At 61.5% G+C, this 22888-nt stretch carries 20 protein-coding genes and 2 riboswitches; of the genes, 14 read left to right on the plus strand and 6 right to left on the minus strand.

Going from position 1 to position 22888, the window contains the following annotated elements:
* Positions 1-100 precede the first annotated feature (100 nt).
* Both F8N62_RS10010 and nfuA read left to right on the plus strand, forming a co-directional pair.
* Complete coding sequence (locus F8N62_RS10010; RefSeq protein ID WP_150710810.1) at positions 101-1135, plus strand: acyltransferase family protein; 1035 nt, start codon at positions 101-103, stop codon at positions 1133-1135.
* A 57-nt stretch (positions 1136-1192) separates the two neighbouring features.
* Entirely contained in the window at positions 1193-1777 is a 585-nt protein-coding gene (gene nfuA, locus F8N62_RS10015; RefSeq protein WP_008035804.1) for a Fe-S biogenesis protein NfuA, read from the plus strand.
* A gap of 142 nt (positions 1778-1919) precedes the next feature.
* On the opposite strand, the gene cobM is transcribed toward nfuA, so the two are convergent.
* The 4 genes from cobM to F8N62_RS10035 form a co-directional block, all read right to left on the minus strand.
* The gene (cobM, locus tag F8N62_RS10020) at positions 1920-2666 is read right to left on the minus strand and encodes a precorrin-4 C(11)-methyltransferase (protein WP_150710811.1); all 747 of its coding nucleotides are present in this window, start codon (positions 2664-2666) and stop codon (positions 1920-1922) included.
* An 82-nt stretch (positions 2667-2748) separates the two neighbouring features.
* Positions 2749-3162, minus strand: coding sequence for a cobalamin biosynthesis protein (locus F8N62_RS10025; protein ID WP_150710812.1), 414 nt, complete (start codon positions 3160-3162; stop codon positions 2749-2751).
* Positions 3159-3863 carry a CbtA family protein gene (locus F8N62_RS10030; RefSeq protein WP_150710813.1) on the minus strand — a complete coding sequence of 235 codons (705 nt, stop codon included), beginning with the start codon at positions 3861-3863 and terminating at the stop codon, positions 3159-3161. The genes F8N62_RS10025 and F8N62_RS10030 overlap by 4 nt, the downstream gene beginning before the upstream one ends.
* Before the next feature lie 11 nt (positions 3864-3874).
* A complete protein-coding gene (locus tag F8N62_RS10035) occupies positions 3875-4066 on the minus strand; it encodes a CbtB domain-containing protein (RefSeq protein ID WP_150710814.1) in 192 nt (63 codons plus the stop codon).
* A gap of 119 nt (positions 4067-4185) precedes the next feature.
* Positions 4186-4414: riboswitch (cobalamin riboswitch) on the minus strand.
* 183 nt (positions 4415-4597) lie between these two features.
* Positions 4598-4810, plus strand: a riboswitch (cobalamin riboswitch).
* Between the two features lie 99 nt (positions 4811-4909).
* On the opposite strand from F8N62_RS10035, the gene cobW reads away from it, so the two are divergent.
* The 4 genes from cobW to F8N62_RS10055 all read left to right on the plus strand — a co-directional run bounded on the left by cobW (position 4910) and on the right by F8N62_RS10055 (position 11763).
* Positions 4910-5971: a cobalamin biosynthesis protein CobW gene (cobW, locus tag F8N62_RS10040; RefSeq protein ID WP_150710815.1), complete on the plus strand. Its 1062-nt coding sequence runs from the start codon at positions 4910-4912 to the stop codon at positions 5969-5971.
* A 3-nt stretch (positions 5972-5974) separates the two neighbouring features.
* Positions 5975-9868 (plus strand): cobaltochelatase subunit CobN, encoded by a 3894-nt coding sequence (cobN, locus tag F8N62_RS10045; protein WP_150710816.1) that lies wholly within the window; start codon positions 5975-5977, stop codon positions 9866-9868.
* Between the two features lie 231 nt (positions 9869-10099).
* A complete protein-coding gene (locus tag F8N62_RS10050; protein WP_150710817.1) occupies positions 10100-11098 on the plus strand; it encodes an ATP-binding protein in 999 nt (332 codons plus the stop codon).
* Positions 11080-11763 (plus strand): vWA domain-containing protein, encoded by a 684-nt coding sequence (locus tag F8N62_RS10055; protein ID WP_150710818.1) that lies wholly within the window; start codon positions 11080-11082, stop codon positions 11761-11763. The genes F8N62_RS10050 and F8N62_RS10055 overlap by 19 nt, the downstream gene beginning before the upstream one ends.
* A gap of 107 nt (positions 11764-11870) precedes the next feature.
* On the opposite strand, the gene poxB is transcribed toward F8N62_RS10055, so the two are convergent.
* A complete protein-coding gene (gene poxB, locus F8N62_RS10060; RefSeq protein ID WP_150710819.1) occupies positions 11871-13595 on the minus strand; it encodes a ubiquinone-dependent pyruvate dehydrogenase in 1725 nt (574 codons plus the stop codon).
* Positions 13596-13678: 83 nt separating this feature from the next.
* The gene (locus tag F8N62_RS10065; protein WP_150710820.1) at positions 13679-15232 is read right to left on the minus strand and encodes an MFS transporter; all 1554 of its coding nucleotides are present in this window, start codon (positions 15230-15232) and stop codon (positions 13679-13681) included.
* Between the two features lie 165 nt (positions 15233-15397).
* On the opposite strand from F8N62_RS10065, the gene F8N62_RS10070 reads away from it, so the two are divergent.
* The 8 genes from F8N62_RS10070 (at position 15398) to F8N62_RS10105 (ending at position 22888) form a co-directional block, all read left to right on the plus strand.
* Positions 15398-16264, plus strand: a complete 867-nt coding sequence (locus tag F8N62_RS10070) for a LysR family transcriptional regulator (RefSeq protein ID WP_150710821.1) — start codon at positions 15398-15400, stop codon at positions 16262-16264.
* A 348-nt stretch (positions 16265-16612) separates the two neighbouring features.
* Entirely contained in the window at positions 16613-18172 is a 1560-nt protein-coding gene (locus F8N62_RS10075; RefSeq protein WP_150710822.1) for a TerC family protein, read from the plus strand.
* A 354-nt stretch (positions 18173-18526) separates the two neighbouring features.
* Positions 18527-19375, plus strand: a complete 849-nt coding sequence (locus F8N62_RS10080) for a transporter substrate-binding domain-containing protein (RefSeq protein WP_150710823.1) — start codon at positions 18527-18529, stop codon at positions 19373-19375.
* Between the two features lie 54 nt (positions 19376-19429).
* Positions 19430-20092, plus strand: coding sequence for an amino acid ABC transporter permease (locus F8N62_RS10085; RefSeq protein ID WP_150710824.1), 663 nt, complete (start codon positions 19430-19432; stop codon positions 20090-20092).
* Positions 20093-20101: 9 nt separating this feature from the next.
* A complete protein-coding gene (locus F8N62_RS10090; RefSeq protein ID WP_150710825.1) occupies positions 20102-20764 on the plus strand; it encodes an amino acid ABC transporter permease in 663 nt (220 codons plus the stop codon).
* The gene (locus F8N62_RS10095) at positions 20761-21558 is read left to right on the plus strand and encodes an amino acid ABC transporter ATP-binding protein (RefSeq protein ID WP_150710826.1); all 798 of its coding nucleotides are present in this window, start codon (positions 20761-20763) and stop codon (positions 21556-21558) included. The genes F8N62_RS10090 and F8N62_RS10095 overlap by 4 nt, the downstream gene beginning before the upstream one ends.
* Before the next feature lie 31 nt (positions 21559-21589).
* Positions 21590-21979, plus strand: coding sequence for a RidA family protein (locus F8N62_RS10100; RefSeq protein ID WP_150710827.1), 390 nt, complete (start codon positions 21590-21592; stop codon positions 21977-21979).
* A 144-nt stretch (positions 21980-22123) separates the two neighbouring features.
* Complete coding sequence (locus F8N62_RS10105) at positions 22124-22888, plus strand: IclR family transcriptional regulator (RefSeq protein ID WP_150710828.1); 765 nt, start codon at positions 22124-22126, stop codon at positions 22886-22888.

A 22888-nucleotide genomic window follows, 5' to 3' on the forward strand; every position in this document is an offset into this window, starting at 1 on the left:
GGTCAGTCGCCATCAATGTTGAAGGTAATGTCCCCATCGCGGGCAAGCCCGCTCCCACAGGATTCTCGGTATCTGGAAGAATGAGTCCGGAGGGCGATCAATGTTGATTTCAGTACAGGCACTGCGCGCGCTCGCGGCCTGGACCGTGGTTTGTCACCACTTCATGCAGATTTTCTTCGACTTCAAGGCCCGGGGCCCGATCGGGCAGATGTTTATCGACAAGGGCGCGGTGGGCGTCGATATCTTCTTCGTCATCAGTGGTCTGGTGATTTTCCTGTCGACGCAGGAAAAATCGCTGCCGCCGGGACGATTTTTACTCTATCGGCTGTTTCGCATCGTCCCAGCGTATTGGTTGTACACGGTGCTGATGGCGCTGGTGGTGGTCTTCGCCCGGCCGGTGTTGCCGGATCAGACGGTCGACTGGTCGCATTTCCTTCTGTCGTTGCTGTTCATTCCTACGGAAAACCCCGGCGGCTACGGGATTTATCCGACGCTGAATGTCGGCTGGACCCTCAACTACGAAATGCTTTTTTATGTGCTGTTCGCCTGGGCGCTGCTGTTCCGCCTGCAGGTTCGCCTGTTGGTCGTCGCGGCGCTGTTGTTTGCCGTGTGCCAGGCGTGGACGGGCTACGGCTGGATCAGCGAGTTTTACCGTTCGGACATTGTTTATGAGTTTCTGCTGGGCATCGCCATCGGCATGATTTACCGGCGTGGCTGGATCAAACCCGGTTTATGGCTGCCGTTGCTGGGCGTTGGCGGGGCGTTGCTGGCGATTTATCACTTGGCGCCGCAGCCACGATTCCTCGCCTGGGGCCTGCCGAGTGCGGTGCTAGTGATGTCCTGTATGGCGCTGGAGCGGTTTTTCGAAGACAGCCGAATGTTCAAGTTACTCGGCGATTGTTCTTACTCGGTGTACCTGATGCACGTGTTGGTCCTGTCCGCCGGCGGCTTTGTCGCACAGCGCTTTGGGGTAAATCCCTACGTGATGTTCGCCCTGTGCGTTGCGACCATCGGCGTGGCGTCATGGGCCAGTTATGAATGGGTGGAAAAAGGCAGCTATCGCTGGCTTAAAGGCCGGATTGACGGCCAATCCTCAGGTGAAGGCGCGCTGGCGCTTTCCCGACAAAAATACTAGGACTTTGTCCGGCGCGATGATTGGCGTAAACTGCGCCCAAGCCTGCGAGGAGTTTCCATGACCGCTATTACCATCACCGACGCCGCCCACGATTATCTGGCTGATCTGCTCTCCAAGCAGAACACCCCGGGCATCGGCATCCGCGTCTTTATCACCCAGCCCGGCACCCAGTACGCCGAAACCTGCATTGCCTATTGCAAGCCGGGCGAAGAAAAACCCGAAGACACGGCGCTGGGGCTGAAAAGCTTCACCGCATACATCGATTCGTTCAGCGAAGCTTTCCTGGACGACGCGGTTGTCGACTACGCCACCGACCGCATGGGCGGCCAACTGACCATCAAGGCGCCAAACGCCAAAGTACCAATGGTCAATGCCGACAGTCCGATCAACGAGCGCATCAACTATTACCTGCAAACCGAGATCAACCCGGGGCTGGCCAGCCACGGCGGTCAGGTCAGTCTGATCGACGTGGTCGACGACGGCATTGCCGTGCTGAAGTTCGGCGGCGGTTGCCAAGGCTGCGGCCAGGCGGACGTCACCCTTCGCGAAGGCATCGAGCGCACCTTGCTCGAACGCATTCCCGAGCTCAAAGGGGTCCGTGACGTGACCGACCACACGCAGAAAGAAAACGCCTACTACTAAGGTGTTCGCTGCAGAAACGAAAAAACGGTACCCGTGAGTGCCGTTTTTTTATGGGTGAAGCTTTAAAGATCGCAGCCTTCGGCAGCTCCTACGGGGTATGCGTATTCCTGTAGGAGCTGCCGAAGGCTGCGATCTTTTGATCCTACGGTCTATACAAATGCGCATGCCCCGCGCGATACAGCGATGACTCACTGAACTGATCACTGCCCAACACCCGTCCCACCAGAATCAACGCCGTGCGCCGAAACCCCTTGGCCTCAACCTTCCCGGCAATATCCGCAATCGTTCCCACTACCCAATCCTGATCCGGCCATGTCGCCCGGTGAATCACCGCAATCGGGCAATCCGCGCCGTAATGCGGCAGCAACTCAACAAGAATTTTGTCCAGATGATTAACCCCCAAGTGGATCGCCATCGTTGCCCCATGCTGCGCCAGGCTCGCCAATTCTTCACCGGCCGGCATCGCGGTCTTGTCGGCATAACGGGTGAGAATCACGCTTTGCGACACGTCCGGCAAGGTCAATTCAGCACCTAACAGCGCTGCACAGGCCGCCGTAGCGGTCACTCCGGGGATGATTTCAAACGCAATATCGAGCTCGCGCAGGTAACGAATCTGCTCGCCAATCGCGCCATACAGACCCGGATCACCGGAATGCACCCGAGCCACATCCTGACCGTTGGAGTGGGCGGTCTTGATCAGCTCAATGATCTGTTCCAGGTGCAGCTCGGCACTGTTGATCACCTGCTCGGCGCGGTGACCTTCGAGCACGGCGGCGGGCACCAGTGAGCCGGCGTAGATGATCACCGGGCAGCTGCGGATCAGCCGTTGGCCTTTGACGGTAATCAGTTCCGGGTCACCGGGACCTGCGCCAATGAAGTACACGGTCATGGTCGTATCCTGTGAAAAAGGGTGCGGGCACGTCTTACAGATGAAGATTGCTCATGATCAAAGGCGAGGATTATCGGAGATTTTACCCAGTGCAAGCCAACGCCAGAGTCGCCTGGGCGTATTTTTGCCGGGTGATCAGCAGTTTTGCCGGTGCTTGAGCCAGCTGTTCTGCAAGGGCGAGGGCGGCACTTTCGGCGATGCCGTAACAGCCCGTGCGTTCGAAGGCGATCTCCGAGCGGTGGCTGAGCCGGGCTTGATAACCGGCCAGTTGCTCACTGCTGAAGTACGTCAAGGGCAGCGCCAGCTGCGCCGCAAGTTCGATCAGGCCAGGTTCATCACGCTTCAGGTCGATGCTGGCAAGGGCACTGATCCGGTGAAGTTCGATGTGATGCGCCTGTAATGCCTGATCGAGCAACGCCCGCAGCGTGCTGACGGGGCAGCCGCGCTGGCAGCCCAGGCCGACCACTAACGTCGGCGCCGTGCCGGCTTCGGTCATGCGGGGTATTGGCCATCGTTTTTGCGGCGGAACAACCAGGCGCTGATCAGGCCCAGGGCCAGCCAGAACACTACGTTGGTCAGCTGCGAAGCGATTTTGAACTGCGATTCCAGCGCTTGCGGCGCGAGCATCGAATGCACTTCCGGTTGCGGCGCGCCGATCACGTGCGGAACGGCGAGAATCGCCACACCGAGGATTTTCATCAGCCAGTGACGGCTGAACACGATTAGCGCGATGCCGACGGCGGTAGACGCTGCGGTGCCAATCCACCAGACCTGCCTTTGCGCCAGATCGGCTGCGGCAGTGCCCGGCAGTTCCGGTGGCAGGCCCAGGGTCGGCGCCAGTACAAACGTCGCGTACCCGGCCAGGCCCCAGAGCAGGCCTTGAGAGGTTTTGGTCGGCGCACGCAAGGTATAGAGGCCCGCAAGCATCAGTGCAAAACCAACGGCGACCACCAGATTGCCACCGGTCGTGGACAGCACGCGCTGCCAGCCGTCTTCCGGTTCCCAGGCTTCGCCATCGTGAGTGTGCGCGGCGACACCGGCGGCGTGTTCGTGAACTTCAACGGTGGCCGTCCCGGATGTTTCGTAGGTCTCGGCTTGCAGAATCAGTGGAGACACCCAGAAACTCTGCAGCAGGGTCAGCAACAGGGCGGCTAGCAGTCCGGTGAAACCTGCGGTTTGCGCGATACGCTTGATCATGTCGGCAGGTCTCAATGGCACGGGAACGCGGAACTGTGACGGGTATCGTGTGCAGCGTTGTGCACCGCTTCGATGTGCGAGAAACCGGCGAAATACACCAGGCACGCACCGAGGATCGAGGCGCAAACGGCGGCGGTCAGGCGTTGAGTCAGGGTCGTGGTGGTGCTGGCGGTGGTGTGATTGGTGCTGCTGATGATCGACATGGCGCATCCCTCTGGTCTGTCAGCGGGTGAATAGAGCGCATGGAAGACCCCTGCGAACCGGGCTCGCAGAGAGGCAAACAGCGCCCGCCCACCGCGGGTTTGTCATTCAGTGATCGCAAGGGTCACTGTGTGTTGCGGGCCGGTCTCCGGGCTCACGAGGGGTTTTGGCGTTCACCGAAACCTGCAAGCATCACCTTCCCATGCCGAACAGCTGGCACAGTGGATCTGACGCTTCGCTCGCTTACCGTTGCGGGGGCAGCACCGGACTGACATGGCTTTGAGTAAAGCACATGATTCACCGGTTTCCCGTTTCACCCTGTGAAGGGCACCCGTAACAAGGTGCGTAGGAGAGCATGGGCGGGGGTTGGGCGTCAATTGGCAGGGGTTCTCAATTGCTCTGTGTAGGAGCTGCCGAAGGCTGCGATCTTTTGATCTTGTTTTTCTAAAAGCTAAGTCAAAAGATCGCAGCCTTCGGCAGCTCCTGCAGGGGGATGCTGGCAGTCAGGTGATTGACCCGCCCCAAGACGATGCGTAGCCTTGCGCTTTCGAGGTTCTTCGGCTCAGGCCGAAGCTAAGAAGGGAACGCGGTCAATGCCGCGGCTGCCCCCGCAACTGTGAACGGTGATGTTCGCTGCCACGCCACTGCAAACGCTGTCCAGCGGGTTCGCGGGAAGGCGCAGCGAATGCCAATCCAAGATTGGCACACCGTCAGCCAGGAGACCTGCCTCGACACAGATTCTCACTACAACCGGGCGGGGTGATCCGGTGGCGAACTCTTCCGCGCGCGCGTGCGCCGCAGCGATTGTCGTCCCGTATGCCCGCCACCTTGCCAAAGGGCATCCGATGAAAACACTGGCCAAACTTCCCGTCACCATCGTTACCGGCTTTCTCGGCTCGGGCAAAACCACGTTGCTGCGGCACATGCTCGACAACGCCCAAGGCCGGCGTATCGCGGTGATCGTCAACGAATTCGGCGAGCTGGGCATCGACGGCGAAATCCTCAAGCAGTGCTCCATCGGCTGCACCGAAGAAGAAGCCAATGGTCGCGTGTATGAACTGGCCAACGGCTGCCTGTGCTGCACCGTCCAGGAAGAATTTTTCCCGGTGATGCGTGAATTGGTGGCCCGTCGTGGCGACCTCGATCACATCCTCATCGAAACCTCGGGCCTGGCCCTGCCGAAACCGCTGGTCCAGGCCTTCCAGTGGCCGGAAATCCGCAGTGCCTGCACGGTTGACGCAGTGATCACCGTGGTCGACAGCCCGGCCGTGGCCGCCGGCACGTTCGCGGCGTTCCCGGATCAAGTGGATGCCCAGCGCAAACTCGATCCGAACCTGGACCACGAATCGCCGCTGCACGAGCTGTTCGCCGACCAACTGGCCAGCGCCGACCTGGTGATTCTCAACAAAGCCGACCTGATCAGCCCCGAAGACCTGGCCCGCGTACGCCTGGAAGTCGCCGAAGAATTGCCGCCCGCGGTCAAAGTCATCGAAGCCAGCAGCGGTCGCGTGCCACTGGACGTGTTGATCGGCCTTGGCGCCGGTTCCGAGGAACACATCGACAGCCGTCACAGCCATCACGATCACCACCATGAAGGCGAGGATGATCACGATCACGACGCGTTCGACTCCATCTCCATCGAACTGCCGCAAGCCGACGAAAGCCTGCTGATGGACGCGCTGACCCAATTGGTGGTCAAGCACGGCATCTTGCGTGTGAAAGGCTTTGCCGCGATCCCCAATAAACCAATGCGCCTGCTGATTCAGGGCGTGGGCACGCGTTTTGACAAGCATTTCGACCGTCAGTGGGGCGCCGAAGAAGCACGCACCACGCGCCTGGTGTTGATCGGTCAGGAACTGGACGCCGCGCACCTCGAAGCGCAACTGCGTGCCGCGCTCAGCGTTTAGCCCATGCACCTGCTCAGGACCCAGCCCGGCGGTTTCGTCTCGGATGACAACATTGCCGACCTTGGACAAACCCCCGCCGAGCTGGTGATCCTGTGCAGCGGCGATTCCAGTCTGGCGCTGCTCGCCGAAGCGGCGCAGCAATTGCCTGACGATTACCCGAGCGTGCGCCTGGCCAACCCGATGCAGGTGCAGAATCACGCCTCGGTCGATCTATACGTCGATGAAGTGCTGCGCCACGCCAAGGTGATTCTGATTTCGTTGCACGGCGGCATCGCCTATTGGCGCTACGGCATCGAGCGGCTGGTCGAGCTTTCACAGCGTGGTGTGCAGCTGATTCTGGTGCCCGGCGACGATCGCCCGGACCCGGAACTCAGCGACCTGAGCACCGTTGCCGTCGAAGACCGCGACCGGCTCTGGCATTACCTGCGCCAGGGCGGCATGGCCAATGCCCTCGACCTGTTTCGCTGCCTGGCCAATCGCTGGCTGGAACGCGACTACACCTGGGCCGAACCGCACACCCTGCCGCGTACCGCGATTTACCATCCGCACAAAAGCCCCGCCGAACTGGCGGATTGGCAAGCCGACTGGCACGCCGATCAACCGGTGGCGGCGGTGCTGTTTTATCGCTCGCATCTGCAAGCGGCGAACACCGCGTTCATCGATGTTTTCTGCCAGCGTTTGCAGGCGGCGGGGTTGAACCCGTTGCCGATTGCCGTGGCCAGTCTGAAAGAGCCCGGCTGCCTGTCGGTGGTCGAGGACTGGCTGGACGACGTCGGGGCCTCGGTGATTCTCAACACCACCGGTTTCGCCCAATCCAGCCCCGAAGCGCCGCACCTGCGCCCGTTTCGCCGCAACATCCCGGTGATCCAGGCGATTTGCGCTCAGGACAACGAGCCTGCCTGGCGTGCCAGCGAGCAGGGCCTCGGGCCTCGGGATCTGGCGATGCACATTGCATTGCCGGAACTGGACGGACGGATCATCAGCCGCCCGATCAGTTTCAAGGACCTGGCGTGGCGCAGCGAGCGCAGTCAGTCCGATGTGGTCTGCTATCGAGCTGCGCCTGAACGGATGGATTTTGTCGCTGAACTGGCGCGACGCTGGGTCGATCTGGCGCGGGTGCCGAACAGTGAAAAACGCATCGCGCTGATCCTCGCCAATTACCCGACCCGCGATGGCCGGATTGGCAATGGCGTCGGCCTCGATACCCCGGCAGCCGCGCTGAATATCCTGTGCGCGCTGCATGACCAAGGTTATCCGCTACCGGCCCAACTTCCCGACAGCGGCACGGCGTTGATCCAGCAATTGCTCGGCGGCGTCAGCAACGACCTCGACACCCTCGACCAGCGCCCCTGTCATCAAAGCCTGGCGCTGGATGACTACAACCAGATGTTCAACGCCTTGCCGGAGGCCAATCGCCAGGCCGTGCTGGAGCGCTGGGGCACACCGGACAGCGATCCGATGTTTCGTGGCGGGCGGATGATGATTGCCGGGCTGCGTTTGGGCCTGACCTTTGTCGGTATTCAGCCGGCGCGGGGTTATCAGGTCGATCCGAGTGCGGTGTATCACGACCCGGATCTGGTGCCGCCGCACGGTTATCTGGCGTTCTATTTCTGGTTGCGCCACACCTACGGCGCCCACGGCGTGATCCACGTCGGCAAGCATGGCAACCTCGAATGGCTGCCGGGCAAAGGCGTCGGTCTGTCGCAAAACTGCTGGCCTGACGCGTTGCTCGGGCCGCTGCCGAACATCTATCCGTTTATCGTCAACGACCCGGGCGAGGGCGCCCAGGCCAAGCGGCGCACGCAAGCGGTGATCATCGATCACCTGATGCCGCCGCTGACCCGCGCCGAAACGTACGGGCCGCTGCGCAACCTGGAGTTGCTGGCCGACGAATATTACGAAGCGCAACTGCTCGACCCGCGCCGCGCCCGGGAACTGCAACGCGACATCCTGCAACTGGTGCGCGATACGCACATCGACCGTGAGCTGCTGCTCGACGAGAAGCTCGACAGTGACGCCGATGCTGCGATTTGGCTGCCGCGTCTCGACACCTATCTGTGTGATTTGAAAGAGTCGCAAATCCGCGACGGCCTGCACATTTTCGGCGAGTCGCCGACCGGGCGTTTGCGCATTGATACGTTATTGGCGCTGCTGCGCATTCCCCGGGGCGACGGGCGCGGGGCGCAGTCGAGTGTGCTGCGGGCGTTGGCCAAGGCGTTCGAGTTGCGGTTTGATCCGCTGGATTGTGAGTTGGCCAAGCCCTGGACCGGGCCTCGGCCAGACGCATTGCAATGTGTCAGCGACGAAGCCTGGCGCACCGCCGGCGATACCCGCGAACGCCTCGAACTGTTCGCCGCGCAACTGATTGAGCAAGTTCTGAATACCAACCCCGATCCCCGTGGAACCGTGCTTTTGTGGCGAGGGGATTTATCCCCGTTGGACTGCGCAGCAGTCCCATTTTCCGGGGCCACTTCGCGACCCAACGGGGATAAATCCCCTCACCACAAAAGTCCACTCCCACAGGAAGCAAGTTGGGCAGAGGTCCACGCCATCCTCGACAACCTGCGCGAAGTCGTGGCGCCACGCCTTGACGCCTGCGGCCCCGCCGAGATGCGCGGTCTGCTTGACGCCCTGAGCGGCCGCTTCGTCCCGGCCGGCCCCAGCGGCGCGCCGAGTCGTGGCCGGCTGGACGTGCTGCCGACCGGGCGCAACTTTTACTCGGTGGACGTGCGCAACCTGCCGACCACCACCGCGTGGCGCATCGGTTTCCAGTCGGCCAACCTGATTCTTGAGCGGCATTTGCAGGACCACGGCGATCACCTGCGCCAGCTCGGCCTGTCAGTCTGGGGCACCGCGACCATGCGCACTGGCGGCGACGACATTGCCCAGGCGATGGCGCTGATGGGTGTGCGGCCGGTCTGGGCGACGGGCAGTCAGCGGGTCGATGACTTCGAGATTCTGCCGCTGAGTCTGCTCGACCGTCCACGGGTGGACGTGACGTTGCGGGTGTCGGGGTTCTTCCGTGATGCCTTCGCCAATTTGATCCGGCTGTTCGACGCGGCGGTGCAAGCCGTCGCCGCGCTGGATGAGCCGGACGACCTTAATCCGTTGGCCGCCAAAGTCCGCGCCGAGCGTGAAGCGCTGCTGCAATCGGGGCTGGATGAAGAGGGCGCCAGGCGGCAGGCTGGCTGGCGCATCTTCGGCGCCAAACCCGGTGCTTACGGCGCGGGCGTGCAGGGCGCCATCGACGGGCGTTTGTGGCAAAGCCGCGAGGATTTGGCCGAGGTGTATCTCAATTGGGGCGGCTACGCTTATGGCGGTGCCGACGAAGGCACCGCCGCCCGCGAACAGTTCGCCCAGCGCCTGAGCCAGGTGCAAGCGGTGCTGCAGAATCAGGACAACCGCGAGCATGACGTGCTCGATTCCAACGACTATTACCAGTTCCAGGGCGGCATGCTTGCTGCCGTGGAAAGCCTCAGCGGCGCAGCGGCGGCCAGTTATCACGGCGATCACAGTCAGCCGGACTTGCCGAAAATCCGCACGCTGAAGGAAGAGTTGAACCGGGTAATTCGCTCGCGGGCGGCCAACCCGAAGTGGATCGACGGGGTGAAGCGCCACGGCTACAAAGGCGCGTTTGAACTGGCGGCCACGGTCGATAACCTGTTTGCCTTCGATGCCACCACGCAGTTGATCGACGATCACCAGTACGCGTTGCTGGCCGATGCGTATCTGCTGGACCCGGCGACTCGGGAATTTGTTCGCGAGCACAATCCACAGGCCCTGCGCGACATGACCGAACGGATGCTCGAAGCCCAGCAGCGCGGGATGTGGCAGGAACCGGGCGAGTACCGCGAGGCGCTGGAGAACCTGTTGCTGGATATAGAAGAAGACGGATAGCACTGTGGTGAGGGGATTTATCTCTGGTGAGGGGATCTGTGGTGAGGGGATTTATCCCCGCTGGACTGCGCAGCAGTCCCATTTTTGGGGCCGCTTCGCGACCCAACGGGGATAAATCCCCTCACCACAGATAAATCCCCTCACCACAGATCCCCTAGCCACAGTTCTCTCACCACAAGGCTCCGTTAGTAACTCACTGATGTGCCCACCGACCATGACTGAGAATTTACGATGACCGACACTCCCCATTTCCCGCTCTCCGCCGTGGTCGGCGCCGACGATCTGAAACTCGCGCTGTGCCTGACTGCCATCGACCCGAAAATCGGCGGCGTGTTGATCGAAGGTCCACGCGGTATGGCCAAATCGACGCTGGCCCGGGGGCTCGCGGACCTGCTGGCCAGCGGTCAATTCGTCACCTTGCCGCTCGGTGCCACGGAAGAGCGGCTGGTCGGCACCCTCGATCTCGATGCGGCCTTGAGCGAAGGTCGCGCGCAGTTTTCTCCCGGCGTGCTGGCCAAGGCCGACGGCGGCGTGCTCTACGTCGATGAAGTCAATCTGTTGCCCGACCACCTCGTTGACCTGCTGCTCGACGTCGCCGCCAGCGGCACCAACCTGATCGAACGCGACGGCATCTCCCATCGGCATTCGGCGAAGTTCGTGCTGATCGGCACGATGAACCCGGACGAGGGCGAATTGCGCCCGCAGCTGCTCGACCGCTTTGGCCTGAACGTCGCCCTCAGCGGGCATACCGCGCCGACCGAACGTGGCCAGATCATCCGTCGGCGGCTGGATTTCGACAGCGATCCGCAACGCTTCTGCGCTGAATGGGAACGCCAGCAACAAGCTTTGCGCGAGCGCTGTGAACGAGCCCGCAGCACGCTGGCGAGCATCCCCCTCGACGATCAGGCGCTGGCGCAGATTACCCAGCGTTGTTTTGCCGCCGGGGTCGATGGCCTGCGCGCCGACCTTGTTTGGCTGCGCGCCGCTCGCGCCCATGCCGCGTGGCGAGGGGCGAACGCCATTGCCGAAGAAGATATCGAGGCCGTCGCCGAGTTCGCGTTGCGTCATCGTCGCCGCGAACCCTCGCCTCCCGCACCGCAGCAAGCGCAACCGCCGTCCGGGCAGAATTCCACTGCGGGGGAAGGCCAGGGCCAGTGGGGCGAAATGCCCGCGCAAGCGCTGCCGGTCGGTGCTCGCCGTGAGGTGCCGAGCTGGCCAAAAAAGCCCTAGGCATTCGCCCTCGATCTGACGCGGGGGCGAATGCCAGACCCCGCGCCGGTCGGCTGGATCACGGCAAACAGGGCAAGCGTCATGCCGCGCGCAACGGTTCGATCAATTGGCCCGGCACCTTGCTCAATGGTCGCCCGCGTCAACGCAAGGATGTGCTGTTTCAGCTGCGCACCCGTTCGCCCCATGAACTATGGCTGGTGATCGTCGACGCCTCGGCCTCGACCCGTCGTCATCAGGCACTGAGCGATGCCAAGGGCTTGTTGGCGCAACTGTTCGACGATGCCTACCGCCAGCGTGCGCGTCTGGCGTTGCTGACGGCCAGCGGTCAGGCGCCAGCGTGGCAAGTGCAAGGGTTGAAAGCCTCAAGGGGTTTACGTCACTGGCTCGATGGCCTCGGCGCGGGCGGCGGCACGCCTTTGTTGGCGGCACTGAGCGAGGCGGGGCGGTGGCTTGCGGGCAGGCAAAAACGCCTGCCGGCGGAACAGCAGCGGGTGTTGCTGGTGACCGATGGGCGATTGAAAGAGTGGTCGCCGTTGCCGGCGCTGACGTGCCCGGGCCTGCTGATTGATGTCGAACGGGGGCCGATCCGGCTGGGACGGGCGAGGCAGTTGGCGACGGAGCTATACGCCGATTATCGGCATATCGATGAGCTGGTTTCTCGCTGAGCGCTGTGTTGTATCGGATGGCCCCCAATCGCGGGCAAGCCCGCTCCCACAGGTTTTGCGCAAATCCTGTGGGAGCGGGCTTGCCCGCGATTGGGGCGACTCGGTCCTCAACGAAACCAGCGGGTCCGCGCCAACTCGATTACCTCATCCCCACGCCCGCTCATGACGGCCTTGAGCATGTACAAACTGAAGCCCTTGGCCTGTTCGAGCTTGATGGCGGGCGGCATCGCCAGTTCCTGAGTGGCTGTCACCACGTCCACTAACACCGGACCGTCGTGCGCCAACGCCCGGCGTAAGGCCGGTGCCAGGTCTTCGGATTCCTCGACCCGAATTCCGAGGATGCCCATGGCATTGGCCATCGCCGCGAAATCCGGATTGTGCAGGTCAGTGCCGGTATCCAGCAGCCCGCTGGATTTCATTTCCATGGCGACGAAACCCAGTGAGGCGTTGTCGTAGACGATGATTTTCACCGGCAACTTCAATTGCGCGAGCGATATGAAATCCCCCATCAACATGCTGAAACCGCCATCGCCGGACAGCGAAATCACCTGCCGCTGGGGGAACGCGGCTTGGGCGCCGATGGCCTGCGGCATGGCGTTGGCCATCGAACCGTGGTTGAACGAGCCGAGCAGACGCCGCTTGCCGTTCATTTTCAGGTAACGGGCGGCCCACACTGTTGGCGTGCCGACGTCGGCCGTGAAAATCGCGTCGTCATCGGCCAGTTCGCTGAGCAAGCGCGTAAGGTATTGCGGATGAATCGGCCGACCCGGCGCCGACGGCTCGGCGAGGTCATCGAGACCCTGGCGCGCCTTTTCGTAATGCTTGAGCGATGACTCGAGAAAACGCCGGTCCGCCCGATACGGCAGGCGCGGCAGCAACGCGGCGAGGGTTTCGCCGACATCGGCGGCGATGCCCAAATCCAGCGCCGTGCGGCGGCCAAGCGCTTGCGGGTCGTGGTCGATCTGAATAATGGTCGCGTCGGTCGGGTAGAACTGGCGGTAAGGAAAGTCAGTGCCGAGCATCACCAGCGTGTCGCACTTGAGCATGGCTTGATAACCCGAGCTGAAGCCGATCAAGCCGGTCATGCCCACGTCGAACGGGTTGTCCCATTCCACGTGTTCCTTGCCGCGCAACGCATGCACGACGGGCGCGCCAAGCGCGTCGGCGAGTGCCACCACTTGATCGTGTGCACCCGCACAACCGGCGCCGCACATCAGCGTCACGGCTTTGCTTTCGCTCAGCAGTTCGACCAGCCGATCGAGGTCATGGGGCGCGGGCAGCGTGCGGGGTCTGGACAGCGCCGGCCACGGCTTGAAGGTGTCGTCGACTTCCTGCAAGGCAACGTCGCCGGGAATCACCACCACCGCCACGCCCCGGTTGAGGATCGCGCTGCGCATGGCGCGGTGCAGCACGTGCGGCATCTGCGCGGGGCTGCTCACCAGTTCAACGAAGTGGCTGCATTCCTTGAACAGTTCCTGGGGATGGGTCTCCTGAAAGTAATTCAGGCCCACTTCCGAGGATGGAATCTGCGCGGCGATGGCCAGCACCGGCACATGGTTCCTGTGGCAATCGAACAGCCCGTTGATCAAGTGCAGGTTACCCGGCCCGCAACTGCCGGCGCACACCGCCAGTTCACCGGTCACCGCGCCGTCCGCACCCGCAGCAAACGCAGCCACCTCCTCGTGACGCACGTGCATCCACTCGATGCTGTCCATGGTGCGCAGCGCTTCGGTCAGGCCGTTAAGGCTATCGCCGGTCAAGCCCCAGATGCGCTTGACGCCGGCCTGTTCCAGGGTGGTTGCGAGTTGCTGGGCCAGGGTGATTTTCGCCATGAGGTGCTCCAGTGATCAGTGAGTTGTCCTTGTGGTTAAAAGAGGACAACACCCTGGCGCCCATGACTCCCATCGATTGCGGATTACTTGCCCACGAGTGCGGACTCTTCAACAGAAACGTTTAGCGCAACCGGGATCGGATGGCGCATCAACGTGCCGACCACCAACGCCCCCAGCAACGCCAGCAGACCCGCCACCCACAGCAACAAACTGAAACCGCCGACAAACGCCTGACGCGCCAGCGGTTCAACCAGGGTTCGCGCAGTTTCCGGCAACAACCCCAGCGCCGCCGACATGTCACCGGCCACCACCCGCGAGGCGATGCCCTGGGTCTGTTCCAGCCATTGCGCGCCCTGTTGCGACAGGTCTGTGCGCAGCAGTTGCTCGGTGTGACTGGACAGCAACGCGCCGTACACACCGATGGCCAGGACGATGGCGCTGAAGCGCATGGTGGTGCTCATGCCCGACGCCATGCCGGTGCGTTCCCGTGGTACGCAAGCCATGATGTTTTTCTGCGTGTCGCCGTTGAGCAACCCGGCACCGGCGCCGGTCACAGCAATCGCCAGCGCGAAAGACAGATAACCGCCGCTGCCGACCGCCCAAGCGCTTAGCAGGTTACCGATACCCACCAGGGTCAACCCGGCGGCCATCAAGGTCGCGGGGGCAAAACGGCGCGCCAGTCGCGCACCGATCCGCGGACAAATCAGCATGGTCAGGGCAAACGGCAACATCCCGAGGCCGGAGGCGATGGCCGAGAAGCCCAAGCCGTTTTGCAGATAAAAGGGCAGCAACGTCATCATCACTTGCGCGCAACCGGCGTAGGCAAACATGCCCAGCAAGGCGCCGATGAAACGCGGATGGCGGAACAGTTGCAGGTCGACCATCGGCCGCTGCTGCAGCCGCTCGACCAGCACGAACACGCCCATCAATACTGCGCCGCCGATCAGTCGGGCGTAAGTGGCCGGGTTGCTCCAGCCAATCCGGTTGGCCTCGATCAGGCCCCAGATCAGGCACAGCAAACTCGCGCTGAACGCCAGGCTGCCCCACGGATCAAGGCGCGCGGATTGCGGGTCGCGAGACTCCGGCACAGCACGCCAGACCATCATCATCAGGAACAGACCGACCGGCAGGTTGAGGTAGAAAATCCAGCGCCAGCCCATGTATTCGGTGATCAAGCCGCCGAGGGTCGGCGCGGCGGTCATCGCTACCCCCATGCATGCGCCCCAGAACGCCCAGGCTTTGGCCCGTTCCACTTCATCGTGAAAGGTATGGCCGATGGAGGCCAGGGCCGAGGTCAGCAACAACGCCGCGCCGACACCCTTGACCGCTCGGGCGATGTCGAGGAACAACGCCGTCGGCGCAGCGCCGCATCCGATCGACGCGAGGATGAACAGGCCCAGCCCCCAGCACAGGGTTTTGCGCCGGCCAAAGCGGTCGGCGATGCTGCCGGCAGGCAACAGCAGGGCGGCGAACGCCAGCATGTAGGCACTGACCACCCATTCGATGTCGGCAAAGTTCGCCCCCAGATCCCGGGCGATGGTTGGCAGCGTGACGGCCACGATGTTGGTGTCGAGGACGATCAGCGAACAGACGCCGGAAGCCGTCAGCAAGGTCAGGCGCGGATTGACCCCGCTCATGACAGGATTGCCTTACGCGCAAGGTATCTGGTCGCTACGGCGTTGAGGGGTTTGACGTACATGATGTGTGCTCTCTACTGTGTTTGCTGAATGAGCTTATCGCGAGCCTTGATCGGTTGCGTTAGCCCGCCCACGGCACTTCATTACCTTTGAGCTAATGCACTGATGGATATCCGCCATTTCAGATACTTTCTGGCCGTTGCGCGACAGGGCAATTTCACGCGCGCCGCCGAGCAATTGGGTATTGCGCCGCCGACCTTGACTCGACAGATCCAGGACATGGAGAACGAACTCGGGACGCGGCTGTTTGTGCGCCAGACGCGTGAGATCAGCCTCACTGAAGCCGGCGCCGCCCTGGTGATCGAAGCCGAGGCAACGGTGCGCCAATTCGAATACGCCCAACACAATGCCCAGCGCGCCGGGCGTGGCGACATTGGCCACATCGAACTGGGTTACGTGGCCTCGGCGGTGTACTCGGGGCTGCTGCAAAAACAGGTGCAGGCCTTCAGTCGCGAATGCCCGGACGTCAGCCTTAATGTGCGAGAAAGCCCGATGGCTTCATTGCCAGCGATGGTGGTCGAGGGACGATTCGATGTCGGATATGTGCGCTCACCCATGACCCTGCCCGAAGGTCTGGAAGCGATCCGCCTCGACGCAGAAGGGTTTGTGCTGGCGCTGTCGAGCGACTCCTGGCTGTGTCGCCTGCCGGAGATTGGTCCGGAGCACTTACAGGGCGAGACGTTTATCTTGCCCGAGCAAATCAGCGGTACCTTGCAAGTCGCCGCCGAGGGCGGATTTGCACCGAAGCTGGGGGCGCAACCGGGTGGGCTGGTGGCGGTGCTGGCGTTGGTGTCGCTGGGGCAGGGCGTGGCGGTGGTGCCCGAATCGGTGGTTGGGCATGTCGGGTTGCCGGGTGTGCTCTATCGGCCGGTCAAGGGCTGTGAGGCGAGTTCGTGGCTGTCGCTGATTTATCGGCGGTTCGAGAAATCGGCGGCGGTGAGGCGGTACATCGAGCGGGTTAACAATGGATAAAAGATCGCAGCCTTCGGCAGCTCCTACATGGGCTCGACGTTACTCCGTAGGAGCTGCCGAAGGCTGCGATCCGTTGATCTTCTACAGATTTTGTAATGATTTCCGGCTGTAGGAAATATCCCTTCCGCCTGTACTCTTCAAGGCCTTTTTCCCCTCAGGACTTGCATGAACACCCTCTTGGAGCCTCCCGGTTATCCTTCCTCCTCGTACTACCGCGCACGTTTGACGCACGCGAAACACCCGGTCTTTCGACTTCCGAACCCCCTTGTCACTGCAACTCCACGGCCTCTGTGCCGCGCCTTGCCGTGCCCGGCATTCTGAATCTACTGAAGAGATCGAGACATTTTTATGGAATGGATAGCTGAACCCACCGCATGGCTGGGCCTGTTGACGCTGATCGTGCTGGAGCTGGTGCTCGGTATCGACAACCTGGTGTTTATTGCCATCCTGGCGGACAAACTGCCGCCCGAGCAGCGCGACCGTGCGCGACTCATCGGGTTGTCGCTGGCGTTGTTGATGCGCCTGGGCCTGCTGGCGAGTATTTCCTGGCTGGTGACGTTGACGCAGCCGCTGTTCGAGGTGTTCGACAAGAGCTTTTCCGGTCGCGACCTGATCATGTTGTTCGGTGGGGTGTTCCTGTTGTTCAAGGCGACCATGGAATTGCACGAGCGACTCGAAGGCCATGTCGGCGAGCGCACGTCCAACACGGCCTACGCACTGTTCTGGCCGATCGTCGCCCAGATCGTGGTGCTCGACGCCGTGTTCTCCCTGGACGCGGTGATTACCGCTGTCGGCATGGTCGATGAACTGGCGGTGATGATGATCGCGGTGATCATTTCCATCGGCCTGATGATTGTCGCGAGCAAGCCGTTGACCCGTTTCGTCAACGCCCACCCGACAGTGATCATGCTGTGCCTGGGCTTCCTGATGATGATCGGCTTCGCGCTGACCGCCGAAGGCCTGGGCTTCCACATTCCCAAGGGTTACCTGTACGCGGCCATCGGTTTCTCGATCCTGATTGAAATCTTCAACCAGATCGCCCGGGCCCGCCGCAAGAAGTCCGCGCAGGGCCTTAAGCCAATGCGTGAGCGCACGGCCCATGCGGTTCTGCGCCTGTTGGGCGGTCGCAAGTTGGCGGCGGAAGAAGTCGATGAGGAAATTGCCGACTTGCTGGACAACGGCGACGCACCCGGCGAAGCACTGTTCGACCGCCGTGAACGGGTGATGATCAGCGGCGTGCTGCAACTGGCCGAGCGGCCAATTCGCACAGTGATGACCGTACGCGCCGACGTCGATCACATCGACCTGGCCGACGATGCCGAGACCATTCGTACACGGCTGATGCAGTCGTCCTACTCGCGCCTGCCGCTGATTCGCGACGGCGCGGTGGATGAGCCATTGGGTTTCGTGCACAAAAAAGAGCTGCTCAAGGAATACCTCAGCGGAAACGAGCCGCAACTCGACCACCTGGCGCGCAAGACCATTAACTTGCTGGACAGCTATTCCATCCTCAACGCCCTCGAACAAATGCGCCAAGCCTCGACGCACATTGCCTTCGTCGTCAATGAATTTGGGGATTTCGTCGGCGTGCTGACCATGACCGACATTCTCGAGTCGATTGCCGGTGAGTTGCCCGATGCCAGCGAAATCGAGGGCCCGGACGTGGTGCAAGCGCAGGGCGGGTTCATGGTCAGCGGTGCGCTGAACCTGGCGCGGGTGCAACAGCGAACCGGGTTTGCGGCAGAACCGACCGACGACTACCAGACCCTGGCCGGGCTGGTGGTGAGCCTGCTGGACCGCTTGCCGATGATCGGTGACAGCCATGAGTGGGAAGGCTGGCGCATGACCGTGGTGGCGGTTGAAGAGCGGCGGGTGACGCGGGTGTTACTGGCGCGTCTCGGCGGGTGATTTTTGGCTGAGGCTGATATCCCCTTCGCGAGCAGGCTCGCTCCCACATGGAAATGCGTTTTCCTGTGGGAGCGAGCCTGCTCGCGAACGCAATCACCTCTGTTGCTCATGTATCCAGAGCACGCACGCACCGATTGTGAACCTGATACCCGCGAATGTAGCCAACAGTAGCGCTTTCTCATTTGTGCCTTTCGTAACATCCATTCGCTTATCTACGCATCCTCCTGATTCAAAACAGCTTTCAATTTCCCCTCCATTCCATCCCCGACCTGTGGCACACTTTCTGCTGTCTATTCCGTTGTTACATACCTAGTTCCGGTATAGCGGAATACACATCACCCAGGAGTGCTTGCCATGCATCGCCGACCTTCCTTGTTTAAAGCGTGTGTTTTTCTGTTTGCGGCTTCCGCTGCTGCCATGGGCGTGGCCCAGGCGGCGGACGGCAAGCTTGATAGCGTGCTGGCGCGCGGGAAATTGATCGTGGGTACGGGAAGTACCAACGCGCCGTGGCACTTCCAGGGAGCGGATGGCAAGTTGCAGGGTTTTGATATTGATATCGGGCGCATGATCGCCAAGGGTTTGTTCAACGATCCGGAAAAGGTTGAGTACGTGGTTCAATCGTCCGATGCACGAATTCCCAACCTGTTGACTGACAAAGTCGATATCAGCTGCCAGTTCATCACCGTGACGGCCAGCCGTGCGCAGCAAGTGACGTTCACCCTGCCGTACTACCGCGAAGGTGTCGGTCTGTTGTTGCCGGCGAACAGCAAGTACAAGGAAATCGAAGATCTCAAGGCCGCGAACGACAGCGTGACCGTGGCCGTATTGCAGAACGTGTACGCCGAAGAACTGGTGCATCAGGCGCTGCCCAAGGCCAAAGTCGATCAGTACGACAGCGTGGACCTGATGTATCAGGCGGTGAACTCCGGTCGTGCCGACGCGGCGGCCACTGATCAGTCGTCGGTCAAATACCTGATGGTGCAAAACCCCGGCCGCTATCGCAGCCCGGCGTATGCCTGGAGCCCGCAAACCTATGCGTGCGCGGTCAAGCGGGGCGATCAGGACTGGCTGAACTTCGTCAACACCACCTTGCATGAAGCCATGACCGGTGTTGAGTTCCCGACCTACGCGGCGTCCTTCAAGCAATGGTTCGGTGTCGACCTGCCCACCCCGGCCATCGGTTTCCCCGTCGAATTCAAATGATCCCGTGAGAGCGGGGCGGCTGTCTCAATCGCCCCGCTCAAGGTACTGCTGACCATGAACTATCAGTTGAATTTTGCCGCCGTGTGGCGCGACTTCGACACCTTGCTGGCGGGGCTCGGTCTGGGCCTTCAGCTGGCGCTGGTGTCGATCGCCATCGGCTGCGTGATTGGCCTGCTGATGGCGTTTGCCTTGCTGTCAAAGCATCGTGCATTGCGGGTGCTGGCGTCGGTGTATGTGACGGTGATCCGCAATACGCCGATTCTGGTGTTGATCCTGTTGATCTACTTTGCATTGCCGAGCCTGGGAATTCGCCTGGATAAAATTCCGTCGTTCATCATCACGTTGTCGCTGTACGCCGGGGCGTATTTGACCGAAGTGTTCCGGGGCGGGCTGTTGAGCATTCCCAAGGGGCAGCGTGAGGCCGGTCTCGCCATTGGCCTCAGTGAGTGGCAGGTCAAGGCCTACGTCACCGTGCCGGTGATGCTGCGCAATGTGCTGCCGGCGCTGTCGAACAACTTTATTTCGCTGTTCAAGGACACCTCGCTGGCGGCGGCGATTGCCGTGCCGGAGCTGACCTATTACGCGCGCAAGATCAATGTCGAGAGCTACCGGGTGATTGAAACCTGGATGGTCACCACAGCGCTCTATGTCGCGGCCTGTTACCTCATTGCCATGATGCTGCGTTACCTCGAACAGCGTCTGGCGATTCGCCGATAGGAGGCCCGCATGTACGAATCACCCAGTTGGTTGCATGAGCTGTGGGTCGCCCGCGAAGTGTTGTGGCAAGGTTTCCTGACCAGTGTGCAGGTGTCGGCACTGGCGATTTTGCTCGGCACTTTACTCGGCATCGTCGCCGGCCTGGTGCTGACCTATGGCAAGTTCTGGATGCGTGCGCCGTTCCGCTTTTACGTCGACGTTGTTCGCGGCACGCCAGTATTTGTGTTGGTGCTCGCCTGCTTCTATATGGCGCCGGCACTGGGCTGGCAGATCAGCGCGTTTCAGGCCGGTGCCTTGGGGTTGACGTTGTTCTGCGGCTCTCACGTCGCCGAGATTGTGCGCGGTGCGCTGCAAGCGCTGCCGAGTGGGCAGATGGAAGCGAGCAAGGCGATTGGCCTGACGTTTTTTCAATCCCTGGGCTACGTGTTGTTGCCTCAGGCGTTGCGGCAGATCCTGCCGACCTGGGTTAACTCGTCGACCGAAATCGTCAAGGCTTCGACCTTGTTGTCGGTGATCGGTGTGGCCGAGTTGCTGCTCAGCACCCAGCAAATCATCGCCCGGACGTTCATGACGCTGGAGTTTTACCTGTTCGCCGGATTTCTGTTTTTCGTCATCAACTACGCCATCGAATTACTCGGCCGGCACATTGAAAAGCGGGTGGCCTTGCCATGACTCAACCTCCGTTCTCTCACGTAAAAGACGCTCAGGCCCTGCTGGACATTCGCGGCCTGCACAAACAGTACGGCAAGCTCGAAGTGCTCAAGGGCGTCGACCTGACAATGCAGCGCGGCAACGTTGTGACGCTGATCGGGTCCAGCGGCTCGGGCAAGACCACGTTGCTGCGCTGCGTGAACATGCTCGAAGAATTCCAGGGCGGGCAGATCGTGCTCGACGGCGAGTCCATCGGCTATGACGAGGTCAACGGCAAACGCGTGCGCCACCCGGAGAAAATCATCGCTCGCCATCGTGCCATGACCGGCATGGCGTTTCAGCAGTTCAACCTGTTCCCGCACCTCACCGCGTTGCAGAACGTCACCCTCGGTTTGCTCAAGGTGAAAAAGCTGCACAAGGACGAGGCCGTGGCGCTGGCGGAAAAATGGCTGGAGCGGGTCGGTCTGCTGGAGCGCCGCGATCACTACCCCGGCCAGTTGTCCGGCGGTCAGCAACAGCGCGTGGCGATTGCCCGGGCGATTGCGATGAACCCGAGCCTGATGCTGTTCGACGAAGTGACCTCGGCCCTCGACCCGGAACTGGTCGGCGAAGTGCTGAACGTGATCAAGGGCCTGGCGGACGAAGGCATGACCATGTTGCTGGTGACCCACGAGATGCGTTTTGCGTTCGAGGTGTCGGACAAGATCGTTTTCATGAATCAGGGGCGCATCGAAGAGCAGGGGCCGCCCAAGGAGCTGTTCGAACGCCCGCAATCACCGCGTCTGGCGGAATTTCTCAAGAACACGCGGTTTTAAAACGTCCAGTTTTCAATCAGGAGAAACAATTATGAGCATTACTCGTTACGGCACCGGCAGCAGCGCCGCTGGCGGTACGCCTCGTCCTTTCGCCCGCGCCGTTGAAGCCGATGGCTGGCTGCATGTGTCCGGCCAGGTTCCGGCGTTGGATGGCGAGATCATTGTCGGCGGCATCGTCGAGCAGACCCACCAGACCATGAAGAATCTGATCGCGATTCTCCAGGAGGCCGGTTATGGCCTGGAAGACGTGGTGCGTGCCGGGGTGTGGCTGGAAGATCCGCGGGATTTCACCAGTTTCAACAAGGTCTTCTCCGAGTACTTCAAACCCGAGCACGCCCCGGCCCGCGCGTGTGTGCAGGCGAACATGATGGTTGATTGCAAGGTTGAAATCGACTGCATCGCGTACAAGAAAAAGGCCTGAACACCGCATTCGCACTTGTAGGAGCTGCCGCAGGCTGCGATCTTTTGCAGTTTTTTGCACATGCCGCAGGGGCAAGATCAAAAGATCGCAGCCTCGTTTCACTCGGCAGCTCCTACGGGGCGAATTTGTATGGGAACCACTGACATGACCGAAGACACCATCAAGCGCCGGGCTCGCGGTCTGGACCGGGCGTTCGATATCCTCGATTTTCTCAAGGAAATCGGCCAGCCCCTGCGCCCGAACGAAATCGCCAGCGGCATTGGCAGCCCCAAATCCACGGTCTACGAACTGGTGGCTTCGCTGCTGGAGCGGCGGATTCTGGAGCCCGTGGGCAAGGACGGCCACGTCTACCTAGGTCGGCAACTCTACTTCCTCGGCCAGGCGCATTTGCGCCATTTCGACCTGACCCGCGAGGCCGATTACGCGTTGCAGGAGATCGTCAGCCAGACCCGCGAAACCGCGCAGATGTGCCTGCTCAACGGGAGAAAATATACTGTTGCCCTGATGAAAGAAGGCGAGCGGCATTTCCGCATTTCCTCGGACATCGGCGAGAACGCGCCGATCCCCTGGACCGCGTCCGGTCGCCTGTTGCTGGCGCACCTGAGCGATCAGGCGATCATCGACCTGATCGACCACGACGACTTCATCCTGCCGGATGGCCAGCGTCTGCCGGTCGAGCAGTTCCTCGCGGAAATCCGTCAGGCCGGTAGCGACGGCTTTTTCTCCTTCGACAGCGTCGCCGACACCTTCACCCATTGCTTCGCCGCCCCGGTCAAAGACCCGAACGGCGTAGCCATTGCGACCCTGTGCATCGTCGCACCACGGGCCGATGCCAAGACGCATTACAACGACTATCGCCGGGTGCTGATCGACAGCGCCAACAGCCTGGCCCGGCGTATCAATGAATAA

It is taken from the genome of Pseudomonas fluorescens, from assembly GCF_902497785.1.
In the GTDB taxonomy this organism is placed as follows: domain Bacteria; phylum Pseudomonadota; class Gammaproteobacteria; order Pseudomonadales; family Pseudomonadaceae; genus Aquipseudomonas; species Aquipseudomonas fluorescens_BO.